Raw genomic sequence first — 14795 nt, forward strand, 5'->3', positions numbered from 1 at the left:
GTTACATAACTCCCTGTTTAAATTTGTCTTCAATAGATTGCTCTGTTTCTAGTAATGGCAAATCTAATAAAGATTTAATTTTATTTGCGGTTAATTGAATCGTGTAATTGTTTTTTTGAATTCTTCCATTCTCATTAAAGGCACGACCTAGCCAGAAATCCGTATTTGTTCTGTTCCAGTCAATACCTGCCAGTTGTTCTATTTTAGAACGCCATTCGTCCGGGTGATATTCTCTTAAATATCTTCCTATGATCCCAATCGCTTCTATAAAAACTCCGTGACCAACAATATAATTTGCTCTTAAATCTCTCGGAGAAAGCTCTTTATTTAATACTTGATTCCATTCAGTCATTGAATTTGTTAGGATTGTCCAAAAATCAATTAAAAAATGAGTGTCTTCCTCAGTTATAGATTCACCTTTATGTTTTCCAAGCAACTTAAGATTTGTGTTGTATAAGTGATTAAGAGCTAATATCTTAGGTGAGTTTTTAGATAGAGATACACGTTCTTTGTCTGTATATCTTTTTAAAAGTGGAATCTCATTAATTATTTCTTTTGTCACAAGTGAAAGTCTATCCCGATGATCGTACAAAATTCCTATGGAAGAAGTAGTGTTGACCGCATGACGATTGAGATCGGAAAAGATTTGCTGAGATTTCTTTAATCCTTCATCATGAAAGAAGACTACAGAAATTGTTTCAGATCCTATTTCCGGTGATACCTTGAGAGCCTCTTCAATTGCCGCACGTCTGTGCTGTCCATCATTAATAAGAAAACGCGCATCTAATGAAATCCTTAACTGTCCTAAATCTTTTTCAGAGGAATCTTCACTAAATGAAACAAATTCAATTTCTCCATCAACAGAGGCAGTAAGCGAAGAAAATACATAATCTTTGTTATTCTCCACTATGTAGTTTGTTATTTCTGGAATTCTTGTCTTGTTTAAAATTCTTTGCGATCTATGTTCAGGCGGAATTTCTTCCTCATCGAATAAGAAAATTTTCGGGATAATTCTTAGAGGACACATGGCAACATAATACTCTTTATTTGCCTGAATTCCTCTAATAGCTGGAAAGCTATAGTTAAATGCTGCATCCATTGTAACCCCTCCTAATTACGTACGTAATTTCATGTTTTTATTATAAACTTTTTCAACATTATTCTCAATCAAAAGGTGAACTTTTGTTCGGTATTATTCAAGATTCCTATTTGGGTAGTAATAACTAATATAGCTAATAATTCCTATTGTGTTGTGATAAAATTATGACTATAGAAAAGCAATTTGGAGTTGATATAAATGAGTTCCACTGAGACATATTTTTTGAGTTTTTTAGAAGCCCTAAATCCAACTGCTTCCCACAACGCAAGAAAAATGGAAGAGCTTCTATACGAGGATCCTGCAAGTTCAATTGTAAAAGCAAGATTATTTGCGGAGTCAATTCTCAATGATGTTTTTAATCAAGAAAAAATAGAAGCACCCTATGTGAACTCCTTATTTGAAAGAATCGCATTTCTTACTAAAGAGGGATATATAGAAAAAGATATTCAGCAGGCATTCGATACGATAAGGAGATCTGGAAATAAAGCTGCACATGATGGAAGTTTCAATGAGATAACGGATGCTTTTAAACTTCACCGTGAAATGCATCGAATAGGGGTATGGTATTACGAAGTTTATTCATTAGAACAGTTGAAAGTTCCTTTATATGAAACTCCTAAACCACCAAAAGAAAATGTTGAGGAAATCATAAAAAAGCAAATTCTTGAATTTCTTAACGTTAACAAAATGAATAATCTAGGGGTTGTTTTAGAAACACCGTCTATAAAAGGAGATACTCTGCCAGCTTACGATGAGATTGAAGAAGAGATTATAGAAAAAGATCTTAAGGAAGATCAAAGCTACTTAATTCGCGAATTAAATCGCTTAAAAGATTCCTCTCAAGAGGCAATTGAAAATGCAAGCAAGTTTAGCCGGTTTAAAGACTACCTTCATGTAGACAGGAAAATTCAAATTGATTTTGAAAGAATTTTAGAAGAAAAAGCAAGCAATCCGAAGGGGAATTTGATTTTTCTTTGTGGCAGTGTCGGAGACGGGAAATCACACTTACTTGCATATGTAAGTAAGAAAAAACCTCAACTTATCAATGAATATAAAATTTACAATGATGCTACTGAAAGTTTTTCTCCCAATAAGAACGCAATGGAAACCTTAGAAGAAGCTCTCAAAGGCTTTTCTGACCAATTATATGCTAGTAATAGTGAAAATGTAATACTTGCAATCAATATGGGCGTTCTTCATAACTTTATCCATTCGGTACATAATACTTATTCTTTTGAAAGATTAAAAAGCTTTGTTAATCAAAGTGGTCTATTTTCACAAAATGTAACTACAGAATATTCAGAGGGCAATTTATCATTATTGAGCTTTGGAGATTACCATCCATTTGAGTTAACAGAAGAGGGACCAATCTCTAATTTTTATTCTTCGTTGTTAAAAAAGATATGCAGTTCTGAAAATCAAAATCCTTTCTATCTAGCTGCAAAAGAGGATGAGAAGAATAACATTTATACAATAGTACATGAGAATTACAATTATTTGAAGAATGAAGCAGTCCAAAAGCAGATCGTATATTTAATCATTAAAACGATTATTAAAAATAAAGTTGTCATTTCTGCACGTTCGTTTCTGAATTTTGTAGCAGATATTCTTATACCTGATCAAGTAATGAGCAGGCAATTAGTAAGTGATTTTGACTTGTTAAAAGGTTCTTTGCCAAATTTGCTTTTTGCAAGAAAAGAACGTTCTACCTTACTTAATTCAATGAGTCAAAATGATCCAATCCATATTCGCTCCGTTTACATTGATCAGTTAGTAATTGATTTTAATACGTTAGATAATTGGCGAGATCTAGTAAAGGAGTATGTTCACGACAATATTTCTTTAAAATGGATGGATCCATTTTTATTTGATTCAGATTTGACTGGATATTCTTTTAATCAGTTCTTTGAAGCATTTATTAGAATAGCTTACCTAAGTAATCAAGATTTTTCTCAAAAGCTTATTGATGAGAGTTATAAAAAATATATGGAGAATTTATACTCGTTTAATACAAAGAATCCTCAAAAAATCAAAACATTTTATGAGGAGATTAAGTCAGCAATTTTTGATTGGAGAGGAAGTCCAAAAAAAGATTACATCTACTTAAGTACTACAGAGAGTAAATTTAGATTTGCTCAGAAAATGAATCTTAAACCAAGTATTGATCACTTAAAACCAAATACTCAAACAGTTCTTGAATCTTTTAAATCTACCATTTTATTAGCATATCATGGAGGAGATGCTAGTAAAAAAATCTTTTTAGAAATAGATTATCCTCTATATCAATTAATATCAAAGGTATTGAATGGTTATAGACCCAATAAAAAAGATACAGAAGATGCAATTAGATTTGTTGAATTTATCGATAAACTTATGGCATTTGGAGAGAAAACAAATGAAATGCTTATTTTCTATCCGAATGACAATCGTTTTTATACAATTAAAAGAGATGATTTCGAAGGTTTTGTATTTGAAAGGGAGTTTTAATTTATGGCGGAAACTCTTGATAGAGGGTTTTTAAAAAATCACTTAGAAGATAAAAAAAAGCATGATGTGGGAAAGGTAGTTGACGTATTGCCTTTTCTTTCAAAAAGAACAAGAGCAGTGCGAGATAATTTTAACAAGGTTCTTGGCGAGTACGTTCGAAATATAAATTCCTTACAATTAACTAATAAGGAAATTCAAGGTGCTCAAATGGCAGAGCATGTAAACTTTAAAGAATTTGTTGCCGAACATGATTTTAAAAGATTTATAAGTCAGTATTTATTCGAACATGAAGAAATTAAACCTATCCATTCTTATTTATTTAATTACTTAAAAGTGGATGATAAGAACAGCAATGAGTTTAAGAAATACGCTCAATTTATGAGTGATACTTTATCGCAAGGCAATCAACAAATTAAGGATATATTTTTAGACAAAACTTCTGACAACATCTTAACCGAATTAATTCTCAGTCAATTAGAACCTTTAAAAGAATCCAAAAGGAAAGATCAGCAGTATGAGTTGTTGTTTCCTCCATTAATTAAAAATTACCAGGAAGATCTTATTTTTCTTAGTAAACATAAAGAATACTTTTTAGGCTCATTCCCTTTACTAACACACTTTTATACATTTATGTATGCCGTGCAGGTAATTACTATGTTTAGTCGTTTTACTAACGGCTCATCAGACGATATTAAACCATTTTACTTCGGTTTGGATTGGGAGGCTTTCAGTAAGAGAAGAAAAGCTGCTGATGAATTTGAAGGATACAAGTTTGTACGAGAACAATCAAAGAATTTATTTCCTCATATTCACACTATTTCACACTTAAGTCATAACGCACTAAATAATGAAAGGGAATCTGGTAATCTTGCGTTTATTCCTTATGGAAAACTTTATAAAATGATATCAGATAAAGGCAAAGAATTTGAGGATGCCTTTTTATATGAGTTAAAAGCTTGGATACAGGATTACAAGAACTTGCCATTTACAAAAGTAACTACTAATGATGATTCTTCGACCCTTCCAGAGGCATTTAAAATATTGTTTAACTGTTTGCGAGAAGGTACAAGCTCTGGTGTAAGTGAAAAATTTGGAGGGAATATAGAAGACCTTGGTTATAATCAGTTCACGAAAGTTCGAGGGAACTTGGGGACTGTGTTCAATTTAAAGCATGATTTTGTATTATTATTAACCGCCGTATGTGTGAAAGACGAACGAATTCCTTTAAATCAACTATTTGCTGAATACGAAAAACGTGGAGTAGCACTTGACAGGTATTCTAAGAAGGAAATAGTTAAACTATTTGACAACCTGAATATTTTAGACAAAAAAAGTGATAGTGGTGATGCACAGTATGTCAAACCAATTTTATAATTATATAGCCTCTATTTTAAATGAATTTTTTATGAAATCTTCTATGAGAGCTGGAGAACGATATTACTTACAATTGGATAATCAATCCGAAATATTTTCGCTGTTAAAAGCACTTATGGAGTTACCTAACCAGCATTTTCATTATCAGCATGAGCTGGGAGAAAAATATACAACATTCTCTATCCCTTACAACGATCTGCAGCTTGTCATTGCTAATACTTCGGAAGAAGTTAAGCCGGATTTTTTAGTTACTCTTCGTAATTTGGTTGGCGAGCAAGAAGGACCTTGGCAAAACACCGCGTTATTAAGCATAGTGGCAGAGCAGCTTGATTCTATTCAAGGAGGAAGCAGCGACTTACAAAAAGAAGGTATGCCATTACATCCTTCATCACTTTTTAATAAACTAAAAAGTGAAATTGAAAATAGTGTTATGGATAAAGTTGATCAAATTGTTTTATTGGATAATCTTGAAAATCTGCTGAAAGAACAAGCTTTTCAGCAAATAACAATATTCGAATTCGAAGATATTTTTACTACATTACAAAAAGGTTCCATTGATAACAATGAATACCATAAATTTGGCCTCTTTAAAGATCCGGAACTGGATAAATTTAAAGGGAAGGATCTGAAAAGAAGATTAGTTGAAAATAGAGAATTATATGATTTTGTTAAAAAAACACACGACTTTGGTCTTGGTAAGGACGAGTTAGAAAAACGCTTTACTTCTGAAGGTGCAAGAGAGCTTTTAGCTGAGCAATGGAGTGAGAACCTATTCCCGAGAGTATTCAAATTGCATGAAGATTTTAATGATGATAAAAAGAAAAAGAGAATTGAAATAGAGGAAATAGAGGTTTCTAATCGATTGACATTCTGGAACAGAGCTCATAAAGATACTACGGCAGGAAATAAGAAGCGACATATTCTTATATTTAATCAACAAAGTATTGAGCAAATACAAGTTAATATCAAATTTGAACTGAGTAAAAACGTAAAAAGCCTTTCAAAAGAATATTTAAGTATTCAAAATCAATTCAAAAAACATACTGAGATAGATGTGAAAAAAAGTAATATTTTCGCCACTATCAATTGCAGTAGAGATGAAGTTACTTTTACTAGAATAACTTATAAACACGATAAGAAATCTCAACTCGGTGCAGAACTTTTAATTGCAGTAGTACCTTCTATTGAACCAGTCTTTTTTGATAAGTATAAATCGTTTTATAGTATTGATCCAATAAGTGAACGAATTGGGTTGATGTACGAAGAAAATACTCTTACATTTGGACAAGGCTTCAATAAAAAAAATATTGAAGTTCATAGTCAAAACCAACAGGTGGATATAAACTCACTTGAAGAAGAGCAAGTGATCGTTACTCCGATGGTAGAAGCATTCGATGATAATGAAGAACTAAAATTAAATTTGAAAGTCCCAAAAGCGATTATCCCACTGATGCTAAAAAACGAAATTCCAGAATCTATGCCGATTACTGGTCAGAGATTATGGAAGCTTATTCGAGAAACCGGTAAAAACGTAGAATGGATTGAAGAAACTAACAGGCTTGTACTTGAAAATAGAGAGTATTACTTACATTCAGAATATAAAACATTTTTTGAATGGGAGAGACAGTGGGTTCAAAAGGAAATTAAAGCAGGCTTTTTTGAATCCGATAAGCTTAAGTCACAATACTTGAATTTGAATCCCTCGCTACTCGATGTCTATAACCAATTTATTCATTACTTTAAGAGGTTAAATTCCCTCCCAAGTCTTACATTTGTATCAGAAGAATATAGACAACTGGGTACAAATTTAGTTCAAGAATATATTAATCAGATTAAAACGTTTAAGGAAGGAACAGCTGCAGGAAAGAAAGGTTCAGATCTTTTTAAACTAGGTACACTGGTTACAAATGATAATTTCTATTTAACTCCTTTTCATCCTTTGGTAGTTGCCTTTAAATTGAAAATGTATGAGCTTGTGGAACAAGAAATTTTGGATAACAGCATTCTGAATAGGCTTAACTCTGACGCCTTACTTCCATTCATATATGATGACAAAGAGCAGCTACATAAACCAGATCATCAGCAAGCAGCAATGGAATGGCTGGTATTTAAGCCGGTGAGTAAAGTAACAGTCTCTGATGCTAGTCAATACTTAGCTAAGGTGATCAAAGATAAAATTTCACAATTTAAGGATCATTTTGCTTATCTATTTATTGAAAATTCAAGAGCTCCACTTCAATTAAATATAATTAATATTTCTAATGATAGAGAAGTAGTAAGTGGATTACTTCAATGGATGATTGATGAAATTGAACGTGTTGGAATAAATCACCTAGCCAACATTGAAGTTACCTTATATAACGATGTTGCATCAGAAAGTGCTTTCGACCTATATGCTCGTGCAGAAACTGTTAAGGATGTTAAGGAGCTTTTTAATCTAACAATCCGTACGAAAGAATATGACCAAGAGGATATTCTTAGAAAGATCAGAGAGAATTTGTCCTTCTTTAAAAGAAATATAGACGCTGAATACAAATACGCACATATTTCATTCTATAAAATGGAAGCTCAGGAGAAACACGCTGTTCAGCCAATGAGCGAGATGATAACTGGGCTTGCTTTAGAGGGGCTGTACTCAAGTGTTCCATCCATGAAAGATGAAGAGAACTATAAAAGTGGTTTTGGAATTAAAGCCTATCCGATTGATAATAGTAATCTATTGGCACAAGCAGCATACTACACCAACGAACTGACTGCGAACATGCGCAATAGTGGTAGTGATAGTTACCGTAAAGGTGAAGCCATCTTCTCAAGAACAACTTCATTGGATGAAAAGAACTTAAGAAAAATTTACGATGCATCCTACTGGGTTACATTTATAGATCCAGCTTTTGACTTAGAATACTTCAATCAACAAGATTCTAATCTTGTTGTTATTCATTACAGTGATCAGTATTCTTCTTCTAGCCGTTATGATGCGATTACAGTTACGAATAAATCAGGCCAATATTATAGTGTAATTAAGGACTTCCTAAAGAAGAAAGAAGTAAAGGGAACAGATGAGAACGTATTAAATACGATTAAAGCCTTCAATACATTTAATGGTGAATGGCTATTAAGAATTATTGGCAGTAAAGGTCACTATGATAGGGAAAAGTTAAGTATTATTTCTGCTATAAAATATGCTGTTTCGTATCTTGATCATCCAAATATCACATGGGTACCCGTCTCCCTGGAAGAAGTACTACGAGTAGCAGGTGCTGTTAGCTTGAGTAAATCTGATGGGATATTCACTGCCAAAAATCTTGGAGTTAAAGGGAGTCATAGTGATGACCTTCTTCTTATTGGATTAGAAAAAAACGATGAGAAACTGCTCATGCACTTTTATCCAATAGAAGTTAAGATCGGCTTCAACAAACTGGATGTTATTGAAAAAGCAAAGCATCAGGTAAATAAAACTAAGAGCCTCTTTATAGATACTTTAACCGGAGACGTTGGGGATACCTTTACCGGTAAATTTTATAGGAATTTCTTTGCACAATTGCTCATATCCAATGCAAAGAAACTTAAACAAAGTGAGTTTTGGAATGAGAAAGGATATGACTTTTCACTAAGTGAAATAGAACTCCTTTTAAAAGACGATTACGAAGTATCTAATGCTTTAGCATCTGTTATTGGAGAAGGAGCTGTTCTCTCGTTTCAGAAAGATGTCTATCATAGAAGTGCCAAGATTGATTCAAATATATTATTGATAACTTTAACTGAGATTGATGGATACGAAGGTCTGGTTCAGCCAATTGAAGGTCTATGGAAATGGATTCAAAAGAATGACAATGATTTTGTTAAAGAGGATATGCTGTCATATAAATATCGCAGAGTTAACGATGTGACAGAAATTATCGAGGAAAAAGAAGATCCAGAAATTATTGAGGAAAAAGAAGATATAGAAGTGGTCGATGTTTCTGAAGATATTGAGGAGCAAGATCCTGTAGATAGTCAAACGAAAGAAGTACAAACACAGGAAAAACGGAAGTTGGAAAATGCACGGATCCTCATCGGTAAAGCGGAAAACTCCAATAGAGATATTTATTGGGAATATGGTAATCCAGGTTTAGCAAATAGGCATCTGCTGATTTCAGGTAAATCCGGTCAAGGAAAAACCTATTTTATGCAGTGTATCCTACTTGAAAAATCAAAGCTCGGAATTCCGAGTATCATAATTGATTATACGGAAGGGTTTCTTCCAAACCAGTTAGAAAACGAATTTGTTACTGCTGTAGGAAATAAACTAAAACAAAAAATAGTTTATAGTGAAAAACTGCCTATAAATCCATTTGAAAAAAACACTAGGGATATTGGCGGCATTCGGCTTCCTGAATCAAATACGGACGTTGCAGAAAGAGTAAAAAGTGTCTTTGCATCTGTCTATAAATCACTTGGAATACAACAGCTAAATGCTATTTATGAGGCGATACTCAACGGTCTAGAGAAATATGAGGGAGAGATGAGCCTTCCTAAACTGAAAATTTTGTTGGAGGAAGATGGCAGCACTTATTCCAAAACTGCTCTTTCGCAGATCAGACCTCTTATTGATCGGAACCCGTTTAAAGTTGAAGACACGATAAACTGGAAAGATGTCATTGAGAGTAATGGAGAAGTATTTATTATCCAACTAACTGGATTCCCAAGAGATGTACAGTTAATTATCACAGAATTTGTTTTGTGGGACTTATGGAATTATTCCATTAAACATGGAAATAAAAATCAGCCAATGCCAGTAATAATGGATGAAGCACAAAACTTAGATCATACTGAAAAATCTCCATCAGCCAGGATTTTAACTGAAGGAAGAAAATTTGGCTGGTCGGCATGGTATGCTACACAATTTTTGAAATCTCAACTAGATGCAGATGAACTTGCAAGACTGCAGAATTCATCTCAAAAAATATACTTTGCGCCTCCTGAACAAGAAGTTTCTCATATTGCAAACAATCTATCAAAAGATCTTATTGATAAAAAACAATGGGAAAATAAGCTTGCAACATTGAAAAAAGGTCAATGCATTGTTCATGGGCCAGTTGAAAAAGAAAATGGGGAGTTGTCTAATCCAGCAATTACTGTGGTTAACATCACACCTCTTAAAGATCGTATTTAAACTATATGAGAAGGTATCCAGCAGTTTCTGTTGGATACCTTTTTTAAGTTAGCAAGTAGACGGTTTTACTATTTTTGCAGCAAGAGAACTTTGCCAGGCCAGTACCGTGCTTAACAGTGAGAGAAATGTAATTTTCTCTCTATTTTTTTTAAAAACTTAAGCTGGAAACACATATCACCGTTGAGATGATGTGGTGTTATTTGGATAGTGTATATGAATGGATCAGGAGATATATGAATGGAAAAAGAGTATCTGAATTTGGTGCTGTTTTTTGAGGGGGTTGTACGTAATTACAGAAGAATGAATTTATCGAGTATTTACAATCGATCAATGTTTACTCCAAGAAAGAATACTTATATTTCCAGATAAGCCCCCATTCATTAAACAAGTCTCACGGTTTTATTACAGTTTTGTATCATTAATTATCTTTAGTCCTCTAAAAAAGTCCGAAACTAATAGGTCAATTATTCCTTCCTGGAAAAGGAGTAAATTTACATTATTTTATTCGGTTAGTGAAAAATCCTTTTTGATTTGTTGAAAGCTCCTATTTGTTACTTCTGCAATATATTTCAATAAATCATCATATTTTTCTCGATTATTTAGTTTTTTAAATTTCTCAACAATGCCTTCAAAACCTATAAAATATTCACTATGATAATTTGGGTTGTTATAAATTTTAATAAATTCAAGATAATCTTTTGCATACATTTTATCTTTAATTTGAGTAAGAATATTATTCCAATTTTTAATTCTATTTTTATGAATAGGCTTTTTTATTCCCAATTCCTTATTTTCTTCATTTTTTATCTGTTCAATAAATTGTTCTACTTCAAGTATATATTGAAAAAGCTCGCTTCTGTTTTGGGTATCCAATTCCTTTAGTATTTTATTATATTGATTATATCGCATTTTCCTATGATGCAATTTTTCTTCTGTTTTGTTTGATTCATTTTTCTTAACAGTATTTTCTTTTATTACCTTTCCTCCAGCACTCAATAAACTTATTACTGCCGTAATTTCTTTGCGGTTTTCATTAATTATTTTCCCAGCTTTTTTTCCACCTTCAATAATTGGTCTAATTGGAATTCTACCCATAAGCCCCACCTTTAATAAAAGAGTTAGTTTTATATAATTAAATTCGACGCTAGATAGTCCGGTTCCTTTATATTAACCTGTTCTTTAATGGAATAGACTCGGTACATGTGGAGTGTATGGTGCAATTTACATTAAAAGGAGGCAACTAACCTTTGGGGAGTTGCCTATTTTGTTTATTGAAATGTGTAGGTATAAGATTAGTTTTTGATATAATTACTTATTAATAAAAGTTGCTATTAGATATTTTTGATATTAATGAAGGGCACTGTAGCACATTGTAATTTGATGAAGTCTGACTCTTTTTCTGATGTAATCCTATTTCTGAAACTATGAATTAAACAGCACAAGTTTAACAATTATTAATAAAGGCGGGATTAAAATTGAACCAACCAGGAACCCTATACTTCTTCTGCGGAAAAATGGGTGCCGGAAAATCTACTGAGTCAAAACGACTTGCGGCAGATAAGCACGCAGTACTGCTTTCAGAGGATGAATGGCTTTCATCTCTTTATCCCGATCAGATTGAATCATTTGAGGATTACAAACGATTTTCCCTTCAGTTAAAGCCACTGGTGAAAAAGCACGTCCAAAACATATTATGTGTTGGTACAGATGTAGTTATGGACTTTCCGGCCAACACTAAAAAGCTGCGAAAATGGTTTTTAATGTTGGCTGAAGAGGTCAATGCAGATCACCAGCTAATTTATCTCAACCTGAGTGACGAACAGTGCTTGCGCCAAATTGCTCAAAGACGTAAGGAACAACCCGAACGGGCGGTTTTTGATACGGAAGCGGTGTTTCACCATGTCACAAGTTTCTTCGAAGAGCCAGATGCTTCTGAGGGTTTACATGTTTTAGAATTTAGTGGAGGATCTAAAGAGTAGATGGTCCGGCAGACTGATCCTGAAGCATATTCCGGGTAATTTCGATTAAACAATGGAATAATGACTCCTATAGAAGAAAAAGAAAAAGAGGTAGAAAAAATGATTGCTAAGACAGAAGAAGATTTCAACGGTTTAAAGGAAATCGGAAAGATTATCGCATCCATTCGGGATGAGTTGGTTCAAAAAACGGTTCCCGGCATTACGACGAAAGAGCTTGATGAGTTGGCCGGGGAGCTTTTTGAAAAAGCAGGGGCCGTTTCAGCACCAAAAGGTGAATATGATTTTCCCGGGTTTACTTGCATCAGTGTGAATGAAGAGGTGGCACACGGGATTCCGGGTGACCGGGTAATCCAGGAAGGGGATCTCGTCAATATCGATGTGTCTGCTTCCAAGAACGGTTATTTTGCCGATACGGGAATCTCATTTGTCGTGGGAAAAGGCGAAGAAGTCTTAACGAAATTATGTGAAGCTGCAAAGAAAGCTTTTGAAGCGGGCCTTGAGAAAGCAAAGCCAGGTTCCAAAAAAAGCAGAATTGGAAAAGCGGTATTCGAAACTGCGCGACAGCATGGATTCACGGTTATCAAAAACCTTACAGGACACGGAATTGGACGTAAGATCCACGAAGCCCCTGACCATATTTTAAATTATAATGACCCGTGGGATGATGAGATACTGAAGGAGGGAATGGTCATCGCCTTCGAACCGTTTATCTCCACCTCTGAAGAAGAAGTGTTCCAATTGGATGACGGCTGGACCTTTGCTACGGAGAAGAGCTATGTCGCTCAATTGGAACATACGATCATCCTGACGAAGAACTGGCCGATTATTTTAACTCTTTAATGCTAGATAGAAGCAATTTTGAGAAAAGGTAACTAATATGATGGCAGCTCTGTTACCCTGATGGAGTGCGTTATAATTAGTTCTAAAAAAGAAGCAGGAACCCGTTAACAGGTTCCTGCTTCTTTTCATTTACATTTAAACAGGAGCCCACTAAGACCAATCAACCCCTCCCCAAGAAGATTGTAACTTCCGAAGCAAAACAATTTGTCCAATATGATAAGAATCATGCATCATAATACTGCTGATTAAGCGCTCAATGGAGGGCCTGTTCGCTGCATAGGGGGCTTTTAGCTTTTCGTCATCTAGTTCCGCGATGACGGTTTTGAATCGATTCATGACTTCATCAAGGCGCTGTAGTGTTTGGGCCCAGCCATATTCGTCTTCCGGATCCCCGGGATCTGCAAAGGTTTCTTCATTATCCTTTATTTTATGCGGGTTTTCTGTGCCCTTGATTCTGTGAATGACGTCATCATTCCAATAAATCAAATGGTTGACAATCTGCCATATCGAATTGCTCTTTCCTGAACCTGTCCATGATGCTTCAGGCGCGGATACTCCATCAAGCGCCTGCTCCAAGGATGCAAACCAGTCATTCTCTCGCCAATGCATGTCGAACTGATCTGAAAAAAGGTTGGTTACCGTTTGCATACATCCCATCTCCTCACTGATTAGGGTAATCTACTAAAGGAACAACAGTTTTTCTATTCGGCTAATCCAACTTACATTCCTGCAACATGTCGCCTAAATCCCACGATGATTCTGCTGATTTGATAGCAAGTGAATCGGACTGCCCCATGCTTTTTTAAACAACTAACCAGATATGATAGATGATCATGTAGAAATCAAACCAAATCTAATAGATAGTGAGATACCTACTCTGATAAACTTAGATGATAAGAATTTTCCAATAAGGTTGTTTTAACTAGATAAGGGGGGATAGACTTGGGGAAAGGAACCATCTATAAAAAGGATGGGAAAAGGCTGATCACTCAGCATTACGATAACTATCTGAAGTCATTCGATATTGATGTGGAGCAGATTTATATTGATACAAGCTATGGTAAAACGCATGTGCTTGCAGCAGGACCACCGGAAGGAAAACCTGTTTTTGTTTTCCAGGGCGGCAATTGCATCAATCCAATGACGTTATCCTGGTTTTTGCCGCTCACGGAAAAATACAGAGTGTATGCGCCAGATACAATTGGTCATCCGGGCTACAGCAGTGAGGGCAGAATTTCAGCGAGGGACAATAGCTTTGCCCTATGGATAAAAGAATTAATGGACCACTTTCAAATAGCCAGCAGCGCGTTTGTCGGCCCTTCCTACGGTGCAGGGATTATTATGAGGTTGGCAGCCTTCATGCCGGATAAAATTGACTGTTCTGTATTGGTATCACCTGCAGGGATAAGCTTGGGATCCAAAGCCAAAATGATTCAGAAAATCTTGTTTCCTTTAGTTTTATTTCATGGCACTTCATCGCAAAGACACCTTGATAAGATTGCTGATACAATGTCAGATCATAGTATGAAGGAAATGGATAAGAGGATTATTGGAGATGTATTCAAATATATTCGCCTTGAACAGGAAATGCCGAAATTAACGACCAGGGAAGAGCTGTCAGATTACAACGCGCCAACTTTAGTAATAGCAGGGACAAAAGATATCTTTTTTCCTGAAAGCAGTTTGAATAAAGCGACTAAAGAAATCATACCGAATTTAACGGCGTTCAAGAGCTATGATATGGGGCATTTCCCTTCTGAAGAACATTTGGTGAAGATTAATCAAGATATTGCAGCGTTTTTAAAAATGCATTACTAATCATGACAAAACCCGGCTCCTTCAAAAGAACCGGGTCAAAAAA

Annotated in this window: 9 protein-coding genes; 6 read left to right on the forward strand and 3 right to left on the reverse strand. The window is 34.6% G+C overall.

All coding sequences use genetic code 11. The annotated features are described in order from the left end of the window. Position 1: 1 nt before the first annotated feature. The gene (dndB, locus tag ACK1LH_RS02880; RefSeq protein ID WP_411334431.1) at positions 2–1099 is read right to left on the reverse strand and encodes a DNA sulfur modification protein DndB; all 1098 of its coding nucleotides are present in this window, start codon (positions 1097–1099) and stop codon (positions 2–4) included. Positions 1100–1297: 198 nt separating this feature from the next. Here dndB and dptF point away from each other — a divergent pair, with 198 nt between their 5' ends. Genes dptF through dptH form a run of 3 tightly spaced genes read left to right on the forward strand, consistent with a single transcriptional unit; the run spans position 1298 to position 10115 of the window. After that, a complete protein-coding gene (dptF, locus tag ACK1LH_RS02885) occupies positions 1298–3586 on the forward strand; it encodes a DNA phosphorothioation-dependent restriction protein DptF (protein ID WP_411334432.1) in 2289 nt (762 codons plus the stop codon). 3 nt (positions 3587–3589) lie between these two features. Further along, positions 3590–4960, forward strand: a complete 1371-nt coding sequence (gene dptG, locus ACK1LH_RS02890; protein ID WP_411334433.1) for a DNA phosphorothioation-dependent restriction protein DptG — start codon at positions 3590–3592, stop codon at positions 4958–4960. Continuing rightward, entirely contained in the window at positions 4941–10115 is a 5175-nt protein-coding gene (gene dptH, locus ACK1LH_RS02895; RefSeq protein WP_411334434.1) for a DNA phosphorothioation-dependent restriction protein DptH, read from the forward strand. Before dptG ends, dptH begins: the two co-directional genes overlap by 20 nt. Before the next feature lie 501 nt (positions 10116–10616). Here the strand turns inward: dptH and ACK1LH_RS02900 are convergent. After that, entirely contained in the window at positions 10617–11210 is a 594-nt protein-coding gene (locus tag ACK1LH_RS02900) for a hypothetical protein (protein ID WP_411334435.1), read from the reverse strand. Between the two features lie 380 nt (positions 11211–11590). Between ACK1LH_RS02900 and ACK1LH_RS02905 the strand changes: the two genes are divergently transcribed. Then, the gene (locus tag ACK1LH_RS02905) at positions 11591–12094 is read left to right on the forward strand and encodes an AAA family ATPase (RefSeq protein ID WP_411334436.1); all 504 of its coding nucleotides are present in this window, start codon (positions 11591–11593) and stop codon (positions 12092–12094) included. A gap of 99 nt (positions 12095–12193) precedes the next feature. Continuing rightward, entirely contained in the window at positions 12194–12934 is a 741-nt protein-coding gene (gene map, locus ACK1LH_RS02910) for a type I methionyl aminopeptidase (protein WP_411334437.1), read from the forward strand. 150 nt (positions 12935–13084) lie between these two features. Here map and ACK1LH_RS02915 read toward each other — a convergent pair whose 3' ends face one another. Next, positions 13085–13582 carry a DinB family protein gene (locus tag ACK1LH_RS02915; RefSeq protein ID WP_411334438.1) on the reverse strand — a complete coding sequence of 166 codons (498 nt, stop codon included), beginning with the start codon at positions 13580–13582 and terminating at the stop codon, positions 13085–13087. A 381-nt stretch (positions 13583–13963) separates the two neighbouring features. Between ACK1LH_RS02915 and ACK1LH_RS02920 the strand changes: the two genes are divergently transcribed. Continuing rightward, a complete protein-coding gene (locus tag ACK1LH_RS02920; protein WP_411334439.1) occupies positions 13964–14752 on the forward strand; it encodes an alpha/beta fold hydrolase in 789 nt (262 codons plus the stop codon). The last annotated feature ends 43 nt before the right edge of the window (positions 14753–14795 follow it).

Source organism: Metabacillus indicus (assembly GCF_046603695.1).
Classification (GTDB): domain Bacteria; phylum Bacillota; class Bacilli; order Bacillales; family Bacillaceae; genus Bacillus_P; species Bacillus_P indicus.